Annotated in this window: 18 protein-coding genes; 2 read left to right on the forward strand and 16 right to left on the reverse strand. The window is 67.3% G+C overall.

Going from position 1 to position 18,775, the window contains the following annotated elements; genetic code table 11:
• Positions 1–22: 22 nt before the first annotated feature.
• The 15 genes from ACZY1F_RS19375 to ACZY1F_RS19445 form a co-directional block, all read right to left on the reverse strand.
• Positions 23–1,396, reverse strand: a complete 1,374-nt coding sequence (locus ACZY1F_RS19375) for an NAD(P)(+) transhydrogenase (Re/Si-specific) subunit beta (RefSeq protein ID WP_463944073.1) — start codon at positions 1,394–1,396, stop codon at positions 23–25.
• Positions 1,393–1,713, reverse strand: a complete 321-nt coding sequence (locus ACZY1F_RS19380; RefSeq protein ID WP_463944075.1) for an NAD(P) transhydrogenase subunit alpha part 2 — start codon at positions 1,711–1,713, stop codon at positions 1,393–1,395. Before ACZY1F_RS19380 ends, ACZY1F_RS19375 begins: the two co-directional genes overlap by 4 nt.
• Positions 1,713–2,936, reverse strand: coding sequence for a Re/Si-specific NAD(P)(+) transhydrogenase subunit alpha (locus ACZY1F_RS19385; RefSeq protein ID WP_463944077.1), 1,224 nt, complete (start codon positions 2,934–2,936; stop codon positions 1,713–1,715). The genes ACZY1F_RS19380 and ACZY1F_RS19385 overlap by 1 nt, the downstream gene beginning before the upstream one ends.
• 125 nt (positions 2,937–3,061) lie before the next feature.
• Positions 3,062–3,874 carry an IclR family transcriptional regulator domain-containing protein gene (locus ACZY1F_RS19390; RefSeq protein WP_463944079.1) on the reverse strand — a complete coding sequence of 271 codons (813 nt, stop codon included), beginning with the start codon at positions 3,872–3,874 and terminating at the stop codon, positions 3,062–3,064.
• A gap of 125 nt (positions 3,875–3,999) precedes the next feature.
• The gene (locus tag ACZY1F_RS19395) at positions 4,000–4,680 is read right to left on the reverse strand and encodes a 3-oxoacid CoA-transferase subunit B (protein ID WP_463944081.1); all 681 of its coding nucleotides are present in this window, start codon (positions 4,678–4,680) and stop codon (positions 4,000–4,002) included.
• 2 nt (positions 4,681–4,682) lie between these two features.
• Positions 4,683–5,342: a 3-oxoacid CoA-transferase subunit A gene (locus ACZY1F_RS19400; protein ID WP_463944082.1), complete on the reverse strand. Its 660-nt coding sequence runs from the start codon at positions 5,340–5,342 to the stop codon at positions 4,683–4,685.
• Positions 5,343–5,345: 3 nt separating this feature from the next.
• The gene (locus tag ACZY1F_RS19405; protein WP_463944083.1) at positions 5,346–6,560 is read right to left on the reverse strand and encodes a thiolase family protein; all 1,215 of its coding nucleotides are present in this window, start codon (positions 6,558–6,560) and stop codon (positions 5,346–5,348) included.
• The gene (pcaC, locus tag ACZY1F_RS19410) at positions 6,557–6,994 is read right to left on the reverse strand and encodes a 4-carboxymuconolactone decarboxylase (protein WP_463944084.1); all 438 of its coding nucleotides are present in this window, start codon (positions 6,992–6,994) and stop codon (positions 6,557–6,559) included. The genes ACZY1F_RS19405 and pcaC overlap by 4 nt, the downstream gene beginning before the upstream one ends.
• On the reverse strand, positions 6,991–7,809 hold the full coding sequence (locus tag ACZY1F_RS19415) for an alpha/beta fold hydrolase (protein ID WP_463944085.1): 819 nt from the start codon (positions 7,807–7,809) through the stop codon (positions 6,991–6,993). Before ACZY1F_RS19415 ends, pcaC begins: the two co-directional genes overlap by 4 nt.
• A complete protein-coding gene (locus ACZY1F_RS19420; RefSeq protein WP_463944086.1) occupies positions 7,802–9,319 on the reverse strand; it encodes a lyase family protein in 1,518 nt (505 codons plus the stop codon). Before ACZY1F_RS19420 ends, ACZY1F_RS19415 begins: the two co-directional genes overlap by 8 nt.
• The gene (gene pcaG / locus ACZY1F_RS19425) at positions 9,316–9,894 is read right to left on the reverse strand and encodes a protocatechuate 3,4-dioxygenase subunit alpha (RefSeq protein WP_463944087.1); all 579 of its coding nucleotides are present in this window, start codon (positions 9,892–9,894) and stop codon (positions 9,316–9,318) included. Before pcaG ends, ACZY1F_RS19420 begins: the two co-directional genes overlap by 4 nt.
• A gap of 1 nt (position 9,895) precedes the next feature.
• Entirely contained in the window at positions 9,896–10,789 is an 894-nt protein-coding gene (gene pcaH, locus ACZY1F_RS19430; protein WP_463944088.1) for a protocatechuate 3,4-dioxygenase subunit beta, read from the reverse strand.
• A complete protein-coding gene (locus ACZY1F_RS19435; RefSeq protein WP_463944089.1) occupies positions 10,755–12,677 on the reverse strand; it encodes a bifunctional sugar phosphate isomerase/epimerase/4-hydroxyphenylpyruvate dioxygenase family protein in 1,923 nt (640 codons plus the stop codon). The genes pcaH and ACZY1F_RS19435 overlap by 35 nt, the downstream gene beginning before the upstream one ends.
• A complete protein-coding gene (locus ACZY1F_RS19440) occupies positions 12,677–13,558 on the reverse strand; it encodes a shikimate dehydrogenase (protein ID WP_463944090.1) in 882 nt (293 codons plus the stop codon). The genes ACZY1F_RS19435 and ACZY1F_RS19440 overlap by 1 nt, the downstream gene beginning before the upstream one ends.
• A gap of 139 nt (positions 13,559–13,697) precedes the next feature.
• Positions 13,698–14,513: an IclR family transcriptional regulator gene (locus tag ACZY1F_RS19445; RefSeq protein WP_463944091.1), complete on the reverse strand. Its 816-nt coding sequence runs from the start codon at positions 14,511–14,513 to the stop codon at positions 13,698–13,700.
• A 231-nt stretch (positions 14,514–14,744) separates the two neighbouring features.
• On the opposite strand from ACZY1F_RS19445, the gene ACZY1F_RS19450 reads away from it, so the two are divergent.
• The gene (locus ACZY1F_RS19450; RefSeq protein ID WP_463944092.1) at positions 14,745–16,064 is read left to right on the forward strand and encodes an MFS transporter; all 1,320 of its coding nucleotides are present in this window, start codon (positions 14,745–14,747) and stop codon (positions 16,062–16,064) included.
• 136 nt (positions 16,065–16,200) lie between these two features.
• Here the strand turns inward: ACZY1F_RS19450 and ACZY1F_RS19455 are convergent, their stop codons facing one another.
• Positions 16,201–17,289, reverse strand: a complete 1,089-nt coding sequence (locus ACZY1F_RS19455; protein ID WP_463944093.1) for an ATP-dependent DNA ligase — start codon at positions 17,287–17,289, stop codon at positions 16,201–16,203.
• 123 nt (positions 17,290–17,412) lie between these two features.
• Here ACZY1F_RS19455 and ACZY1F_RS19460 point away from each other — a divergent pair, with 123 nt between their 5' ends.
• On the forward strand, positions 17,413–18,639 hold the full coding sequence (locus tag ACZY1F_RS19460; RefSeq protein WP_463944094.1) for a pyridoxal phosphate-dependent aminotransferase: 1,227 nt from the start codon (positions 17,413–17,415) through the stop codon (positions 18,637–18,639).
• Positions 18,640–18,775: the final 136 nt, after the last annotated feature.

Consider the following 18,775-nt stretch of genomic DNA (forward strand, 5'->3'; position numbering starts at 1 on the left):
GGTTGATCCTACGGCCCGCACGTTACAGCGCCTTCACTGCGCCCAGCACCTTGGCCAGGGAATCCTTGGCATCGCCGAACAGGAGGGAAGTCTGGGGCTCGTACAGGAGCTCGTTCTCGATTCCGGCGAATCCTGGCCGCATGGAGCGCTTCAGGAAGACCACCTGGCGGGCGTCCGCCACTTCCAGGATGGGCATGCCGTAGATCGGCGAGCCAGAGGACGTCTTCGCGGCGGGGTTCACGACGTCGTTGGCGCCCACCACCAGAGCGACGTCGGCCATCCGGAACTCGGAATTGATCTCGCCCATCTCCTTGAGTGATTCGTACGGCACGTTCGCCTCGGCCAGCAGCACATTCATGTGCCCCGGCATCCGGCCGGCCACGGGATGGATGGCGAAGTCCACCTCGATCCCGCGGGCTTCGAGGGCCAGGGCCAGCTCTGCCGCTGTGTGCTGGCCCTGCGCCACCGCCAGGCCGTAGCCGGGGACAATGATCACCCGCTGTGCGTAGCCCAGGAGCACGGCGACGTCCTCCGGGCTGGAGGACCTGACGGGACGTTCGCTCACGGCGGTGGATCCCGCCGTCGAGCCTCCCTTGAACGCGCCGAACAGGATGCCGGCCACGCTGCGGCCCATCGCGGCGGCCATGGCCCGGGTGAGGATGGTACCGGAGGCGCCCACCAGCGTGCCGGCCACCACCAGCAGCACGTTGCCCAGCACCACGCCCGACGCCGCCACAGCCAGGCCGGTGAACGCGTTCAGGAGCGAGATGACGATGGGCACGTCCGCGCCGCCCACCGGCAGCACCAGCAGCGCGCCGGCTGCCAGGCCCATCACCATCAGCAGCACCGCAAGCGCCAGGGAACCGGTCAGGACGACGGCGACGGCGGTGCCCACCGCTGCGAGCAGCACCGCGGCCATCACCACGGGGAGGCCTGGGAAAACGACCGGGCGGGTGGTCATCAGCTCCTGAAGTTTGGCGAAGGTGACCCCGGAGCCCGCGAAGGAGACAGCCCCCACCAGCAGGGTAAACACGATGGCGAGGCGCACCCAGGGGTCTGTTGTGTGGCTCAGTTCCAGCAGGGCCACCAGGGCTGCGGCGCCGCCGCCAACGCCATTGAACAGCGCGACGAGCTGGGGCATCTGGGTCATCTGCACGCGCCGGGCCACCGGTGCGGCCACAGCGGTCCCCACCGCGATGGCACCGATGATCCACGGGATGTTGTCCAGCCGGGCGGAAAGGAAGACCGTGACGACGGCGAGCAGCGCACCGAAGGCACCGATCAGGTTGCCACGCCGGGCAGTCCGGGGCGAGCTGAGGCCGCGCAGGGCAAGGATGAAGAACACGGCGGCTACGAGGTAGAGGAGCGAGGTCCAGACGGGATCGAGGAGGGTCACTTTGCGTCCTCCTTGCCGGTGGCTTCCTGGCGGACGGCGTCCTTCCGGGCACGGAACATGTGCAGCATCCGGTCCGTTACTACAAAGCCGCCCACCAGGTTAGCGGTGGCCAGCACCACGGCGAGCAGCGCCACGGCCAGGATCCACGGGTCCGCGGCCTGGCCGGCCACGATGATGGCGCCCACCAGGATGATGCCGTGGATCGCGTTTGCTCCGGACATCAGCGGGGTGTGCAGGGTGCTGGAGACCTTCGAAACCACTTCGAAGCCCACAAACACCGCCAGCACGGTGACCGTCAGCAGGCTCATGCCGTCCATCAGATTCCCCCCTCGTTCTGGACACTGTCCTTACGGATCCCGTCGTTTTGGACCCGGGGCTCATAGTCGGGCAGGGCAGGCACAAGTGCCGCCAGAGCCTCGGCCGTGGGCGGATGCCGCACCGCGCCGTCGTGCGTGAGGCACGCCCCCGCGATCACCTCGTCGTCAAAATCGAGGGCAACGGCGCCGTCCCGGACCATCAGGGCAAGCAGGTTGGCCACGTTCTTGGCATACAGACGGGACGCGTCCTGCGCCATCGCGGACGGCGCGTCCTTCAGCCCCACCAGCGTGACGTGGCCCTGGCCGTCGGCGGTGGGCACCAGGATATCCTCGCCGGGAACGGCGCCCTCCACGTTGCCGCCGGACTCTGCGGCGAGGTCGACGACGACAGAACCGGGGCGCATGCCCTGCACCATTTGGCGGCTGACGAGGAGCGGTGCGCGCCTTCCGGGGACGGCCGCCGTCGTAATCAGGACATCCGCAGCGGCGACGTGCGGGGCGAGGAGCTCACGCTGGAGGGCGCCACGGTCGGCGCTGAGTTCGCGTGCGTAACCGCCCGAGGCCTCAGCGGTTTCCAGATCCAGTTTGATGAAGGTGCCGCCCATCGATGCGACCTCGTCGGCGGAGGCGGGCCGGATGTCGTTGGCGGAGACGCGGGCGCCAAGCCGTTTCGCGGTGCCGATGGCCTGCAGCCCGGCAACGCCTGCGCCGAGTACCAGCACCCGCGCGGGCGGGACGGTGCCGGCGGCGGTCATGTAGAGCGGGAAGAAGCGCGGCAGCCGGATGGCGGCTTCCAGCACGCACCGGTAGCCAGCCACCAAGGCCTGGGAGCTGAGCGCATCCATGGACTGGGCCCTGGAGATGCGGGGCACCAGTTCCAGGGCGAAGGCGGTCACGCCGGCCTCCACCAGCGCCTGTACGGTGGCGAGTTCGGACGACGGCGAGGTCAGGCCAACGGTGACGGCGCCCCTTTTCAGGGCGGCCGCCGTCGGAGGTTCCAGCGGGCGGACGTGGACCAGGACGTCCAGGTCGCCGGGGTCCAGGTCCTGGACGATGCGGGCGCCCGCCTCGGCGTAGTCGTGGTTCGAGTGGCCGGCGGCGGTCCCTGCTCCTGCTTCGATCAGGACGTCCAGGCCCAGCCCTGCCAGCTGCTTGGCCGTTTCCGGCGTGGCGGCCACACGCTGCTCACCCTCATGACGTTCCCGCGGTATGCCCAGTTTCAAACCGCCAACTCCCTTACGGACGTAGTTGGCTCGAGTCTATGGCGCCTTGCGCGAACTGGCAGCTAATTCACTCAGATTCGCGTTTTGGGGGCATGTGCTGCCTGGTCGCGGCCATGCTGCCGTGGTCAGCGCCGCGCGGTCAAGTCCGCTGAAACAAGCTTCGCTGTCGACACGATTTCGCGGGCCACGGCAGAGAGATACGCTTCCGGGTCCGGTTGGGCCGCCACCGACTGGGCCTGGAGGGACACGTTCACCGCGGCCACCACCTTGGTTGGCCCGTCGTACACGGGAGCGGCAACGGACATCAGCCCGAGTTCAAGCTCCTGGTCCAGCAGGCACCAGCCCTGGGCGCGGACCGTGTCCAGCTCCGCCAGCAGCTCGGGGACCGTGTCCAGCCCGCGCGGCGTCAGCGGTTTGATGTCCGCCGCCGCCAGGTAGTCCTTAAGCCCGCCGGGCGACAGGGCGGCGAGCAGCACCCTGCCCATGGACGTGGCGTAAGCCGGGAAGCGGGTGCCCACCGTGATGCCCACGTTCATGATGCGGCGGGTGGTCACCCGGGCGATGTAGGCGATGTCCGTGCCGTCCAGCACCGCCGCGGACGTGGACTCGCCCAGCTTGAGAGACAGCTCCTCCAGGTGGGGTTGGGCCAGCTGCGGCAGGGACAGACCGCTGAGGTAGGCGTAGCCGAGCTGCAGCACCTTGGCCGTGAGGGCAAACGTTTTGCCGTCGGTCCGGACGTAGTCCAGCTCAACGAGGGTGTGGAGGAAGCGCCGGGCTGTGGCCCTGGTCAGGTCCGTCCGGGCGGCCACCTCGGTGAGGGTCATGACCGGGTGGTCGGTATCAAAGGCGCGGATCACGGCCAGCCCGCGCGCCAGCGACTGCACGTACTGGTCACTCGCCTGCGGGGCGGCCCGTGAGTCTGCTGCTGCGTTGGTCATGGTTACCAATCCTATTTGGCGCGAACGTACACTTGTGGACCTTCCCAGACGCGCGAACGTACACTTGTGGCCCCAAAACCGCGGCTCGCAGGGGCCCCAAGTGTACGTTCGCGCAGAAGAAGGGTTTAGGGGGCGACGGCGACGGCGGCCTTGAGCGGGACCGGCACCAGTTCCTGGAGCTCCTCCAGGGTGCAGCCGAACGTCTCGCGGACTGTGACGCCGTGGGGCCCGGTGAGGAAGACGGCCTTGTCCGTGTACACGCGCGTCACACAGCCCACGCCGGTGAGCGGGTACGTGCACGCATCCACGATCTTCGACGCTCCCTCGCGGGTCAGGAGCGTCATCATCACAAACACGTCCTTCGCGCCGGTGGCCAGGTCCATCGCGCCGCCCACGGCCGGGATGGCGTCAGGGGCGCCAGTGTGCCAATTGGCGAGGTCTCCCGTGGCCGAGACCTGGAACGCGCCGAGCACGCAGATGTCCAGGTGTCCCCCGCGCATGATCGCGAACGAGTCCGCGTGGTGGAAGTAGGACGCCCCGGGCAATTCCGTGACCGGGATCTTGCCGGCATTGATGAGGTCGCCGTCGATGTCGTCCCCTTCAGCCGCGGGGCCCATGCCCAGCATGCCGTTCTCCGTGTGGAGCGTGATGTTCTGCTCCGCCTTGAGGTAGTTGGAGACCAGGGTGGGCTGGCCGATGCCGAGGTTCACGAACGAGCCCGGCGCGATGTCCCGGGCCACAAGTTCAGCGAGGTCGTCGCGGCCCAGGGCCTTGTCGGACGTCTGAATGCTGGTTGCGGTGCTCATTCTCAGGCCACCTTCACGATGCTGTTGACGTAGATTCCCGGGGTGACCACGTTCTCCGGGTCCAGCCCGCCGGTGGGGACAATCTCGGACACCTGGACCACCGTGTGCTTCGCGGCGGCGGCCATAATGGGACCGAAGTTCCGTGCGGTCTTGCGGTACACAAGGTTCCCCACGCCGTCGGCCTTCAGGGCCTTGATCAGCGCCACGTCGGCGTGGATGGGGGTCTCGAACACCTGGCCACGGCCGTCGATGATGCGGGTTTCCTTGCCCTCGGCCAGCATCGTGCCGTAGCCGGTAGGCGTGAAGAACCCGCCGATCCCGGCACCGGCCGCGCGGATCCGCTCGGCCAGGTTACCCTGCGGCACCAGCTCCAGCTCGATCTCCCCGGCGTGGAACTTGGCGTCGAAGTGCCACGAATCGGACTGCCGCGGGAAGGAGCAGATCATCTTCTTGACCCGGCCCTCCTTGATCAGCAGCGCGAGGCCCTGGTCGCCCTGGCCGGCGTTGTTGTTCACCACGGTCAGGTCCTTGGCGCCGCAGTCCATCAGCGCGTCGATCAGTTCGAATGGCTGCCCGGCATTGCCGAACCCGCCGATCATCACGGTGGAGCCGTCCTTGATGCCGGCAACGGCGTCGGCAACGGTATCTACAAAAGTCAGCATGTCTTAGCCCTTCACTGGGTGTGCCGACGGGGCGGCGGTGACGTTTTCGAGCACCACGGCCAGGCCTTGGCCCACGCCGATGCAGATCGCGGCGACGCCCCAGCGTTCACCCGAGGCCTGCAGGGACCGGGCAAGGGTGCCCAGGATCCGGGTGCCGGACGCGCCCAAAGGGTGGCCCATGGCAAGCGCGCCGCCGTGCCGGTTCACGATCGAGGGGTCGATGCCCCAAGCGCTGATGCACGCCAGGGACTGCGCGGCGAACGCTTCGTTAAGTTCGACGGCGCCCACCTGGTCCCAGCCGATGCCCGCCTTCGCGAGTGCCTTGTTCGCCGCCTCCACGGGGGCGTAGCCGAAGAACTGCGGGTCGTTGCCGTGTGCGCCGCGGCCGGCGATGCGGGCCAGCGGCTCGAGCCCCAGCAGCCCGGCGGCCGCTTCGGATCCGATCCAGGCTGCGGAGGCGCCGTCGGACAACGGAGATGCGTTCCCGGCAGTGACGGTGCCGTTCTCCGTGCGGAATACGGTCTTCAGCCCGGCGAGCTTCTCGGCTGAGGAGCCGGCGCGGATCCCTTCGTCGCGGACCAGGTCCGTGCCCGGAACCGGGGCCACGAGGTTGTCGTAGAAGCCCTCGTCCCAGGCAGCGGCGGAGAGGTTGTGCGAGTTCGCGGCGAACTCGTCCTGGGCCTCGCGGGTCACGCCGTACTTCTCGCGCAGCCGCTCGGTGGCCTCGCCCAGGGAGATGGTCCACTCCTGCGGCATGGCCTTGTTCACCAGGCGCCAGCCCAGCGTGGTGGAGGCCAGGGTCATGTCCCCGGCCGGGTAGGGCTTCTCCGTCTTGGGCAGGACCCAGGGGGCGCGGGACATCGATTCGGCGCCGCCCACAAGCATCAGCTCGGCGTCTCCGGCGTTGATCTGGCGCGAGGCGATGATCGCCGCATCCAGGGAAGAGCCACAGAGCCGGTTCACCGTCGTTCCCGGGATCGACACCGGCAGGCCCGCGAGCAGCGTGCCCATCCGGGCGATGTTGCGGTTTTCCTCGCCGGCGCCGTTGGCGTTGCCTAAGACGACCTCATCGATGCGCTCGGGGTCCAGCGCGGGTGCGCGCTTCACGGATTCCTTGATCACGTGCGCCGCCAAGTCATCCGGGCGGACTCCCGCGAGGCCCGAGCCGAACTTACCGAACGGCGTACGAACGGCGTCGTACACAAAAGCCTGGTTCATGGGGTTATATCCATCTCTCTGAAGACCTGCTGGGCGGTCTTGAAGGCCGTGTTGGCGGAGGGAACTCCGCAGTAGATCGCGGTCTGGAGCAGGATTTCCTTGATTTCGTCCCTGCTCAGGCCGTTGGTGATGGCCGCGCGGATATGCATGGCCAGCTCCTCCCAGTGCCCGTGCGCCACCATGGCGGTGATGGTCACGGCAGAGCGCATCTGCCGGGTGAGGCCGGGGCGGGTCCAGATGCCACCCCACGCGATCCGCGTGATCATGTCCTGGAAATCCTCGGTGAACTCGTCCTTGTTGGCGTTAGCTCGGTCCACATGCGCGGCCCCCAGCACTTCGCGGCGGACCACCATGCCGCCGTCGTAAATCTCCTGGCTGGTGGCCGTCGGCTGGACGACGCCGTTCCGTGCACTTGGAAGCTCAGTGCCGCTCATTTGGCTGCCCCCTGGGATTCGGTCCACGAGATGAGGTTCCGGAGCAGGTCGGCCACGTGCCCGGGCGCTTCGAACGGGGCCAGATGGGCCACGCCGCCCAGCGTTACAGCGTTGGCGGTGCCCCCGCCGGCGGTGATCCCGGCTGCCACTTCCTCCGCGAACGACGGCGGGGCAACAGTATCCTCCGCACCAGCCAGCGCCTGCGTGGGGACGCTGATGCGGCCGAGGTCCCCGCGGACATCAAAGGATGCCAGGGCCTCGCAGCAGAAGGCGTAGCTGAAGCGGTCGGCGTCGCGGAGGGCGTGCAGGAGGCGGCTGCTCCGCGCCGGTTCCCGGTCCATAAAGCCCGGCGCAAACCAGCGCTGCGCCGAGCCCTGGATCATCACGGGGGTGCCCTTGCTGCGGACGGTTTCGGCCCGTTCCAGCCAACTCTCCGGGGTGCCGAGCTTGGCGCCGCTGCACTGGACGGACAGGCTCTTGAGCCGTTCGCCGTGCTTGATCCCCAGCTGCAGGCCGGTGGCGCCGCCAAGGGAAACGCCCGCGTAGTGGAAGCCGGCGCCGGGCGCGATGGTGTCCACGAGGTCCACTACGGCGTCCGCGAGGTCGGCCACGTCAAAGCTTTCGGTGGCTGCCGGTGAGACGCCGTGGCCGGGCAGGTCCCAGGCCACCACGTCGTAGTCGGTGCCGAGCAGTGTTGCCGCCTCGGTCCACAGAAGGGTGGACGTGCCGAGGGACGGTCCGGCTACGAGCAGGGGCCGGTCCCCCAGCGGGCGCTGGGGCGACAGCAGCACTGCCTTCAGGGTCGGTTTAGCCACGGTTGGCTCCGTTCGCGTCGTTGTGTGCTGAATTGGTGACTGCCGAAGAATCCGATGCGGCCAGCGCAAAGTCCGGAAACGCGGCGAGGATGCGGCGGGAAATCTCGGCGGCCTGGCCCAGGTAACTGGCCGGGTCAAGGAGTTCCGCCAGTTGCCCATCGGAAAGCGTCTGCATCGGGACGGCTTCGCGGAGCAGCCGGCGGTAAGTGGCGCCCTGTTCAACGGAGGGCGCCTGGAGGGTCCGATCCACCACGTCCTGGAGCTGCTCCTTGCCGGTGCGGCCGTCCAGTTCGGACAGCAGCGGGGCGACGGCGGCGCCCACCCCCTCGGCCAGGAGCAGAGGTCCGGCACGGTCCAGGTTGCGGCGCATGGCGTCGGGGAAAACCTGCAGACCTTCGGCGAGCTCCCGAAGGTGCCCGGCCGCGCCGAGTGCCAGGCGGAGGAGCTGGCGCAGGGCCGGCCATTCCGTGTGCCAGGCGGCATCGGGGCGTTCATCGTTGAAGTTGGCAGCGGCCAGGTGGAGCTGGGCCACCAGCTGCGGCGCCTGCAGCGCGGCGCTACGGATGAGGACCGAGAGCACCGGGTTCTGCTTCTGCGGCATCGCAGAGGAGACGCCGCGGCCGGCGGCCCGCGGTTCGGCGAGTTCGGCCACCTCGGGACGGCTGAGGAACAGGACGTCTGCGGCGATCTTGCCGTGCGCATCCAGCACGCAGGCCAGCGCGCTGCCCAAGGCTGTGACGGCGAGCCGGTTCGTGTGCCACGGTGCGGGCGCCGCGGCCAGGCCCAGCTGGGCGGCCAGCGAATCCGCCAGGTCAAACGGGTTGGTCGCCGAGGTGGCGGTGAGCACGGTCCCGGCGGCCTGCGTTCCGGCCGCCCCGCCGAACTGCACCGGGAACTGCACATTGCCCAGCTGCCGACCTGCGGCGGCCAGCCCATGGAACCACTGCGCCGCCCGCAGCCCAAAGGTAAAGGGGAGGGAGTGCTGGGTCAGGCTCCTGCCCACGCCCAGCGTGTCCGCATGCTGTTCCACCAAGGCAGCGAGCGCCGCCGTCGTGCATTTCAGATCCGCCAGCAACGCTTCGACGGTGTTCCGCGCGAGCAGCATCAGGGCCGTGTCCAGCACGTCCTGGCTGGTCAGCGAGGTGTGGACCGCCTGCACGGCGCCGATGCGGGCGCCGTCCAGCTCGGCGACATGCTTCCGCAGGTCTGCCAGCAGCGGGATGACGGGGTTGCCGCCGCCCTGGGCCCGGAGCGCGATGTCTGCTGCGTCGTAGCGTCCCGCCTCGGCGGCGGAGGTCACGACGGCGGCGGCACCGGCAGGCGCCAGGTCCGCCTTCTCCAGCACGGCGGCCCAGCCGGACTCGACGGCGAGGATGGCCGCCAGCACGGCGCGGTCACCGGTCAGCGCTGTCACCAGGGGCGACGCCGAGACAGGGCTCAGCAGGCCGACGTCGCCGTCGGCCGCGCTTCCGAAACGGACGGTACCTCCCGTGCCGGGGATCTCCGTCACTGGAAATCCAGGAAGACTGTTTCGCCCTCGCCCTGCAGGCGGATGTCCCACGTGAGTCCGCCGTCGGGATCGCGGCGGGCAATGAGCGTCTTGCGGCGCTGCGGGTCCAGGGAGCTGAGCAGCGGGTCCTTGGCGAGGGCTTCCTCGTTCTCCGGCAGGTACAGGCGGGTGAACAGGCGGTTCATGAGGCCGCGGGCAAACACAGCCACGGAAATGAAGGGTACGGCCGCAGGTTTTCCGGGCACCTGCTCCGTGGGGCCCGGGTTTACGGTGGTGAAGGTGTACACGCCGGAGTGGCCGACGGCGGCGCGGCCCCAGCCAGTGAAGGTGTAGCCGTCGCGGACCAGGGAACCGGTCTGCTGCACGATCCTGCCGTCGGCGTCGGGCTGCCAGATCTCCAGGATGGCGTCCGGGATGGTTTCCCCGGCGCCGTCGTACACGGTGCCCTGGAGGCGGATGGAGCCGGGCGAGCCGGGCGCCAGGAGTTCGTTGTCCTTCTCGAACGGCAGCGCGTAACCGTAGAACGGGCCGACGGTCTGCGCGGGGGTGGGAACAAGCTTGGCGGTTGTGCTCACGTTATTCCTCGTCTCCTGCTGCGCCGAGCGCTTCGTTTTCGGTCCAGGTCCGCTTGGAGCCGGTCAGGACAATGTCCCAGTTGTAGCCCAGCGCCCACTCGGGCTCGGTGAGATCGTGGTCGTAGCTGGCCACCAGCCGGTCGCGGGCGTCCTGGTCCACGATGGACTGGTAGATCGGGTCCAGCGGGAATAGCTGGTCACCCGGGAAATACATCTGGGTGACGATCCGCTGGGTGAACTCCGTGCCGAACATGGAGAAGTGGATGTGGGCCGGGCGCCAGGCGTTGACGTGGTTCTTCCACGGGTAGGCGCCGGGCTTGATGGTGGTGAACCGATACGAGCCGTCGGGGCCGGTGATACAGCGGCCCACACCGGTGAAGTTGGGGTCCAGCGGCGCGGGGTGCTGGTCACGCTTATGGATGTAGCGGCCGGACGCGTTGGCCTGCCAGATTTCCACGAGCTGCCCGGCCACGGGGCGGCCGTCACCGTCCAGGACCTTGCCGGCCACAATGATGCGCTCACCCTGGGGTTCGCCGTTGTGCTGGATGGTCAGGTCCGCTTCCAGCGCGTGCACGTCCTGGTGACCGAACGCCGGCGAGTACAGCTCGATGGTTTCCGGGTCTGCGTGGTGCAGGCTTTTCGTGGGGTGCCGCAGGATGCTGCTGCGGTAGGGCGCATAGTCCAGCCGGGGCTGGGTTTCGGCCGGGGCGCCGTCATTGAGCGCCCGGTCATAGGCATCGCCCATGGCGTTGATCTCTGCACTGAGATCCTGCTGTGTCTCCACTGCGGCCTCCTTTTCTCTGGTTGTTGCAGCTGGGTGGTTGTTGCAGCTGGGTGGTGTGCGTGCTGGTTGTGCTGTCTTACCGGTGCTGCAGGTGGTCGTACTGGACTGCATGCCGCACGGGGGCGTTGGGGGCGCCGTAGCCGTCGTAGGCGCCGCGGCGTTCCACCATTTCGAAGAACACACTGCCCACGGTGGCCGTATAGAAGTGGAGGAATTCGCCGTCGGCGTCCCGGTCATACAGGAGATTCAGGTCCTGCAGCGTGGCCAGGAAGTCAGGTGCCAGGCCGAAGCGTGCGTCCAGGTCCTCGTAGTAGTTCGCCGGGATCTGCAGGAACTCCAGGCCGCGGTCCCTGCAGTCCCTCGCGGTGGCCACCAGGTCATCCACCGCGAAGGCGATGTGTTCCTGATAGGTCTTGCGCTGCTGGTTGAGCGGCGCCAGATTCAGCACGAGCCGTACGGTGCGGTCCCCGGTGGCCATGACCTGCGAGCGGACCAGGCCCGTGGGGCTGGGAACCTCCGCGAACGGCTGGGGCTCCAGGGCGAGGGCGCTGGTGTAGAAGAGGACGGCCTCGTCAAAATGCTGCCAAGGCTGGGCCAGGTTGACGTGGTCAATCACGGCGGTGGGGCCGGCGGCGGGCTTTTGGAGCCCCTCGCCGAATTCACTGGTCCAGGCCGCGGTGCCGTCCGATGTGCCCTGGCACAGGAAGATCTCGGTGGAGTCCGGGGCGGCGAAGCCCTGGAATACCTCCTCGTTGGCCTGACTCTTGCGCGGGACCGCGGGGGCCTTGAGCTGCTGGGCCCGGGCGGAGGCAATGACCGGGGAGTCGACGTCGAAGCCAAGGGCAGCAATGGCAGGAGCGATGGCGGGCGACGCATCCCCCGCTGACGCGTCTCCCTCAACGTGTGCAGCCTCGTTGATGATCACCCGGGCGTGGCCCATGCTCCAGAGCTGCACGTCCTTGGTGCGGTGCCGGCCGTTGAACTCGAAGCCGAGCTGGCCTAGGACCGTTTCCAGGCCCTTGGTGTCCGCGGCCCTGACCTCGGCGAAGTTGTATCCTGCCGGTTCGGCTACCTGCGGGAGCGTGGCCAGTTCCATCGGATAACGACGGCGGCGAGGGTCCGCAGGACCACCAGCAACAGTGCCACCAGCACCACCGCCGACGCCACTGTCGGAAGCAGCCTCCAGCCACTTGGCGCTCTGTTCCTCGAGCCAGATGAGCGAGCGCATGGCGTCAACCGCTGTGCGCTCCACGTCCGACTGGCGGAAGACGTCGTTGAAGATTTCCAACGACACCGGGCCGCTATACCCCGCCCGGACCACGTGGCCCATGAACTTGGCGAGCTCGAACTGGCCCTCGCCCGGGAAGACCCGGTAGTGACGGCTCCAGGAGAGGACGTCCATGGAGAGCTTGGGGGCGTCTGCCACCTGGACGAAGAAGATCTTTTCCGGGTTGAAGGCCTCGATGGGGGCGGTGTCCCAGTTGCGGGACAGGATGTGGAAGGAGTCCAGGCAGGTGCCCAGGTGGGGGTGGTCCACGGCTTCCACCAGCTTGTGGGCGTGCTCGTAGTCGCTGACGTACTTGCCCCAGGCCAGGGCCTCGTAGGCGACCTTGACGCCGTGGTCCCCCGCCAGCGCAGCCAGCTTGCCGAGCTGTTCCACCCGTAGGTCGTCGCTGTCGATGCTGGCGGTGGCCACGTTGGAGCAGACCAAAATGGTGTCCATGCCCAGCCGCGCCATGAGTTTGAACTTGGCGTCGGCGCGCCGGAGGTTGGCGGCCAGGAGGTCTTCGGACACGCTGTCGAAGTCGCGGAACGGCTGGTAAAGGTCCAGCGTGAGGCCAAGGTCGGCCGCCATCTTGCGGACGTCCTCGGGCGTGTGCGGTGACGTGACCAGGTCCTGCTCGAAGATTTCGATCCCGTCAAAGCCGGCGATGGCGCAGGCCTGCATCTTTTCGTTCAGGGTGCCGGAGAGGCAGACCGTGGCGATTCCGGTGCGCATCAGGCAGCCACCTCTTCCTTGGCCACGAGTTCCAGGAAATGGCTGCGCATGCGTTCCGCGTCGGCTTCCAGCCCGGTGAAGATCCGGAAGGAATCCGCCGCCTGCCCTACGGCCATGCGGCCACCGTCCAGGACCTCGCAGCCTTGGGCGCGGGCGCCGCGGACCAGTTCGGTATCGATCGGGCGGTAGACGATGTCCGCCACCCAGTGCCGCGTTTCCAGCAGATCCAGGTCCAGCGGGACGCCCGGGTGGGCCGCCATGCCTACGGGGGTGCAGTGCACCAGACCGTCGGCCAGCGGCATCAGCTGCGGCAGCTCCGCCGTCGTACGCGCCGTGACGGTGCTGCCTGGGAAAAAACCGGCCAGCTCTGAGGCGCGTGCCGCGCAGCGGACGGGGTCCACGTCCACCAGGTCCAGGGCCTTCACGCCAGCGGTGAGCAGGGCGTAGGCGACGGCGGAACCGGCCCCTCCCGCGCCCAGCTGGACAACGCGGTCCAGCCGCGCGCCCGGAAGGCCGGAGGCAAGCGCGGCGGCGAAGCCGGAGAAGTCGGTGTTGTGGCCAATGAAGCGGCCGTCGTCGATGACCACGGTGTTGACGGCGCCGAGCCTGAGGGCATCCGGTGAGACCTCGTCCAGGTGCGCCAGCACAAGCTGCTTGCACGGATGGGTGATGTTCAGGCCGTTGAAGCCCAGGCTGCGGGCACTCTTAAGCAGATCCCCCACGGAATCGCCGGAAAGTCCGAGGTCCAGCAGGTCGATGGGGCGGTAGAGGTAGCGCAGGCCCAGCACATCGCCTTCGCGTTCGTGCATGGGGGGAGTGAGTGACGGCATAACGCCGTCGCCGACCAGTCCCACAAGGTAGGACTCAGTTCGATTGCTCATCCGGGCAGCTCCTTTGATACGGCACCCGGCGGGCGGCGGCGCTCGGGGCGTCCGCGGCGGGTCGGGTGATTGGGATTACAGTACAACACTTGTTCACTTCTCGCACGCTTGTTCTACATACGAACAATCGCGGAGTGGTTTACCTCTGGGGCAACCGCGCAGCCAGCTCTGCTGCGGCATCCTGCAGCAGGGGCACATGGGCCTGCAGGGCTTCCATGCTGAGGCGGAAGACGGGAACGGCGGTGGCCAGCGAGGCGAAGGCATGGCCCTGGGAATTGAACAGCGGCACGGCCACGGCGCGCATGCCGTTCTCGTTCTCCTCGTCCATGACGGCATATCCCTGCCGGCGCACCTTCTCGATCTCGGCACGGAAGGCGCCCCGGTCCGTGATGGTGTGCTCGGTGAGGGGTTCCAGATCGAGCTCCTCGAGCAGCGCTTCACGCTCCGCATCCTCGGCAAAAGCCACCAGCGCTTTGCCCACGGCCGTAGCGTGCAGGGCGCCCAGATGCCCGGGATCACTGGTGACGCGGAAGGTCTGCGGGCCGTCCACCTTGTTGACCGTCAGGTGGTGGTGGCCGTCGCGGACGCTGAGGATGGTGGCCTCCCCGGTCTGCTCGGTCACGCGGCGAAGGACCGGCAGTGCCGTGCCGGCAAATCCGTGATGGTTGGAGACCCGCTGCCCCAACTGGAAGATCCGCAGGCCCAGGTGGTAGCGGCGGCCGTCCGGCTCGTAGTCCACAAATCCGTCCCGCGTCAGGGATCCCAGCAGGCGGTAGGTGGTGCTGAAGGGGAGATCGGCGCGGCGCGAGATCTCCGCGGCGCTGGCCCCACGCGGTTCGTCGCCCAGGAGGACCAGCAGGCCCAGGGCCTTGCCCACCATGTCCGTACGGTCACCCTTGGGCGTCTTTGGCTCAGCGGCGACATCATCGGGCGCTGTGGTTTGATTCACACTCATACGTCGATGTTGCCACATCGTGGAAACTATTTCTAGATGGTGATTATTTTCTTGACAAGTGACTGCGCTCACAGCCATCATTGCTGTATCGCACAAGTAGCTCCCACCATGTGGCTACTGGTCCGGGTCTTTCCACGGACTCCAGCCGCACCGCACCAGCTCCACTCAGGCCGCTGCGGCTGCGACCCTCCAGATCCATCCGCGACAACGTCGTCACATCTAAGGAACTCCATGAGCCAGACACTTCCGTCCGCCGGGCAGGGCACCGTTGCCTCAGCCGGGACGCCAAAGAAGGCAGCCCTTGCCAGCTTCCTGGGCAGCGCCGTCGAATACTACGACTTTTTCATCTTCGGTTCCGCTGCCGCCCTGATCTTCCCCACTGTGTTCTTCCCGGACGCCGGAGCAAACGCTGCAATCATGTCCTTCGCCACCTTCGGTTTCGCCTATGTGGCCCGGCCGGTGGGCGCCGTCATCCTGGGCCACTTCGGTGACCGCGTAGGGCGGCGGAAGGTCCTGATGTTCACGCTGCTGCTGATGGGGGCTTCAACGTTCCTGATCGGCTGCCTGCCCGACTTCAACACCGTGGGCTGGTGGGCTCCGGCCCTGCTGGTGCTGGCTCGGCTTTGCCAGGGCCTCTCCGCCGCCGGCGAGCAGGCCGGCGCATCATCCATGACGCTGGAACACGCACCGGACAACCGCCGCTCCTTCTTCACCTCCTGGACCCTCACCGGCACCCAGGGCGGCCAGATCCTCGCCGCCCTGGTCTTCATCCCCGTCCTGGCTCTTCCGGACGAGATCAAGTACGGCATCGGCTGGCGTATCCCGTTCTGGCTCAGCGCCGTCGTAGTGATTGTTGCGTTCTTTATCCGGCGCACACTGCACGAGCCCCCGGCGTTCGAGGAAGCCCAGAAGTCCGCCCAGATCTCCAAGCTGCCTGTCGCTGACCTCCTCAAGGACCACTGGCGCGACGTGCTTCGCGTGGTCTGCTGTGCCTTCATCGCCGCCGTCTCCACCGTGTTCGGCACGCTCGCCATCAGCTACGCCAAGACCGTCGCCGGCGTTGACGGCACCACCACACTCTGGCTGGTGGTCGGCGCCAACCTGGTCGCTTTGGGCACCCAGCCGCTGTTCGGCAAGCTCGCGGACCGGATCGGCCGCAAGCCGGTCTTCATCTACGGCGCCGTGGCCAGCGCCATCCTGACGCCGGTGTTCCTGCTCAGCCTGGAATCCGGCAGCATCCCGCTGATGTTCCTCGCGGCCATCGGCTTCTTCTCCTTCGGCTACGCGGCCTCCAACGCGGTCTGGCCGTCCTTCTACGCCGAGATGTTCAGCACCAAGGTCCGCTTCTCTGGCCTGGCGATCGGCACCCAGCTGGGCTTCCTGATGGCAGGTTTCGCCCCGGCCATCGTGGCGGCGATGGGTGGCATCAGGCCCGGCGGCTGGGTCCAGATCAGCATCTTCACCGCCGTCATCTGCGTCATCGCGGCCATCTCCGCACTGACGGCCAAGGAAACCTTCAAGATCCCCACGAAGCAGCTCGGCCTGAAGTAACGCCCTGGCCCATTTTTGAGACCGGAAGGCCCGCCATTCCTCGGAGTGGCGGGCTTTCCCCGTCGAAAAATGGGCCATTCGGGCAGCGAAAGTACGACGGCGCGCGCCAGCTTGGTGCCTACGGTTAGCCGGGCGCCTACGGCCGGCCGGCGTCCAGCACCGAGGCAAGGTCGAAGCTGACCGGTTCCTCCAGCTGTTCGTACGTGCAGGATTCGGGGTCCCGGTCGGGCCGCCAGCGGTTGAACTGCGCGGTATGCCGGAAGCGATCACCTTCCATGTGGTCGTACCTGACCTCCACCACCAGCTCGGGCCGGAGCGGCACAAAGGACAGGTCCTTGCCGGCGCTCCACCGGCTGCCTTCCGCGTTGCGCGGGGTCCGTTCGCCTTCCCCCTGCTTGGCCCAGGCCCAGGGGTGTCCGTCGAAGTCGGTGACCAGCGCCTGGAGTTCCGCGAACAGCTCCTGCCGGCGCTTCATGGGGAAGGCGCCGATCACGCCCACGCTGGCCAGACCGCCGTCGTCCTTGTACAGGCCCAGCAGCAGCGAGCCGATCGCGTCCGGTCCGCTCTTGTGCACGCGGTAGCCGGCCACCACACAATCAGCTGTGCGTTCGTGTTTGACCTTGAACATCACGCGCTTGTCCAGCTGGTAGCTGCCGTCCAGCGGCTTGGCCACAATCCCGTCAAGGCCCGCGCCTTCGAACCGCTGGAACCACTGTTCAGCGACGGTTTTGTCTTGGGTCGCAGCGGTGACGTGGACGGGAGCCTTGCTGCCTTCGAGAGCCTTTTCCAGCGCTGCCCGACGCTCGGCGAAGGGCCGGCCGGTGTAGTCGTCGTCGCCCAGGGCCAGCAGGTCAAAGGCCACGAACTTGGCCGGGGTCTGTTCTGCGAGAAGCTTCACGCGGCTGGCGGCGGGATGGATGCGCTGCTGCAGGGCGTCAAAATCCAGCCGGTCACCGGCTGCCCCCACCAGGACAATCTCACCATCCAGCACACAGCGGGGCGGCAGATTCTCCTTGAGGGCCTCCACAAGCTCAGGAAAATACCTGGTCATGGGCTTTTCGTTGCGGCTGCCGATCTCCAGTTCATCGCCGTCGCGGAAAATAATGGACCGGAACCCGTCCCACTTGGGCTCATAGCTCAAGGCACCCCTTTCCGGGATACCACCAATCCCGCTGACGGCTTTGGCGAGCATGGGCGGGACGGGAGGCATCACGGGAAGTTGCATAGTGCCCATTCTTGCCCGGCAGCAGCGCAGGCGGTAGGCCTGAACGCGTATAGCCCCAGCTAGGAGCCGACTTCACACTGGACCATCCGTGCGGTGAACCATCCTGCTGTGAAATGATCAACCATGCGCGCCATGCAACACTCCAGCAAACTCCAGAACGTCCGGTATGAGCTCCGCGGGCCCATCCTCCAGGCCGCCAAGAACATGGAGGCGGAGGGGCACCGCATCCTCAAGATGAATCTGGGGGACACCGCCCCCTTCGGACTGGAGACGCCGGAGTCCGTGGTTGTGGACATGATCCACCACCTGAGGGGTGCCCAGGGCTACAGCGATTCCAAGGGGATCTTCTCCGCCCGGACGGCCATCTCGCAGTACTACCAGACCCGCGGCCTGATGCAGATCGGTGTGGAGGATGTCTTCATCGGCAACGGCGTCAGCGAGCTCATCTCCATGTGTCTGCAGGCCTTTATGGAAAACGGCGACGAAATCCTGGTCCCGGCGCCTGACTATCCCCTGTGGACGGCGGCCGTCACCCTGACCGGCGGCAAACCAGTGCACTACCTCTGCGACGAAGCCGAGGAATGGTGGCCGGACATGGCCGACGTCGAAGCCAAGATCACCCGCCGCACCAAAGGCATCGTGATCATCAACCCGAACAACCCCACAGGTGCCGTGTACCCCCGGCATATCCTGGAGCAGTTCGCGGCCCTGGCCCGGAAACACAACCTGGTCCTGTTCTCCGACGAGATCTACGAAAAAGTGCTCTACGAGGAAGCCCAGCACATCCACACGGCCTCCGTGGCAGAAGACGTGTGCTGCCTGACTTTCAGCGGCCTGTCCAAGGCCTACCGCATGCCCGGGTACCGGTCGGGCTGGGTGGCCATCACCGGGCCGCTGGCCGCCACCGCCGGCTACCGGGAGGGACTGGAACTGCTCGCCTCCCTGCGCCTGTGCCCCAACGTGCCCGCCCAACACGCGATCCAGACCTGCCTGGGCGGCTATCAGAGCATCGAGGCCCTGGTGAAGCCCGGCGGCAGGCTGCGCGAGCAGCGCGACCTCGCATGCAGGCTCCTGACGGCGATTCCCGGCGTAACGTGTGTGCCCGCCGCCGGGGCCATGTACCTGTTCCCCCGCCTGGACCCGGAACTTTACCCGATCACGAGCGACGAACAGTTTGTCCTGGACCTCCTTCAGGACCAGAAGATCCTGGTCTCCCACGGCACCGCCTTCAACTGGCCGGCACCGGATCATTTCCGTTTTGTGATCCTTCCATCGGTCCTGGACATCGAAGAAGCCGTGCGCAGGATCGCTGCGTTCCTGGCCACGTACCGCAGCAGTGTTGCGGCCTGACCTTCCGGCGGGGTATTGCCGGCACCGGAAACGAATCGATCGCGGAGAACTAACCGGCTCCTAACGTTGAGGAAACGCCGGCGCAACATTGCCCCGCCACACTGGAAGTGCCGGCATTCGCAGGCACCAGCTCCAG

The sequence above is a fragment of the Pseudarthrobacter xylosi genome (assembly GCF_055412765.1).

What these genes read in the sequence shown, in the direction of transcription:
- ACZY1F_RS19405 (WP_463944083.1), bottom strand. Translation starts at nt 6,560, where the DNA reads ATGAACCAGGCTTTTGTGTACGACGCCGTTCGTACGCCGTTCGGTAAG.
- ACZY1F_RS19380 (WP_463944075.1), bottom strand. Translation starts at nt 1,713, where the DNA reads ATGGACGGCATGAGCCTGCTGACGGTCACCGTGCTGGCGGTGTTTGTG.
- ACZY1F_RS19440 (WP_463944090.1), bottom strand. Translation starts at nt 13,558, where the DNA reads ATGAGCAATCGAACTGAGTCCTACCTTGTGGGACTGGTCGGCGACGGC.
- ACZY1F_RS19445 (WP_463944091.1), bottom strand. Translation starts at nt 14,513, where the DNA reads ATGAGTGTGAATCAAACCACAGCGCCCGATGATGTCGCCGCTGAGCCA.
- ACZY1F_RS19460 (WP_463944094.1), top strand. Translation starts at nt 17,413, where the DNA reads ATGCGCGCCATGCAACACTCCAGCAAACTCCAGAACGTCCGGTATGAG.
- ACZY1F_RS19390 (WP_463944079.1), bottom strand. Translation starts at nt 3,874, where the DNA reads ATGACCAACGCAGCAGCAGACTCACGGGCCGCCCCGCAGGCGAGTGAC.
- pcaH (WP_463944088.1), bottom strand. Translation starts at nt 10,789, where the DNA reads ATGCAGTCCAGTACGACCACCTGCAGCACCGGTAAGACAGCACAACCA.
- ACZY1F_RS19395 (WP_463944081.1), bottom strand. Translation starts at nt 4,680, where the DNA reads ATGAGCACCGCAACCAGCATTCAGACGTCCGACAAGGCCCTGGGCCGC.
- pcaC (WP_463944084.1), bottom strand. Translation starts at nt 6,994, where the DNA reads ATGAGCGGCACTGAGCTTCCAAGTGCACGGAACGGCGTCGTCCAGCCG.
- ACZY1F_RS19455 (WP_463944093.1), bottom strand. Translation starts at nt 17,289, where the DNA reads ATGCAACTTCCCGTGATGCCTCCCGTCCCGCCCATGCTCGCCAAAGCC.
- ACZY1F_RS19435 (WP_463944089.1), bottom strand. Translation starts at nt 12,677, where the DNA reads ATGCGCACCGGAATCGCCACGGTCTGCCTCTCCGGCACCCTGAACGAA.
- ACZY1F_RS19450 (WP_463944092.1), top strand. Translation starts at nt 14,745, where the DNA reads ATGAGCCAGACACTTCCGTCCGCCGGGCAGGGCACCGTTGCCTCAGCC.
- ACZY1F_RS19400 (WP_463944082.1), bottom strand. Translation starts at nt 5,342, where the DNA reads ATGCTGACTTTTGTAGATACCGTTGCCGACGCCGTTGCCGGCATCAAG.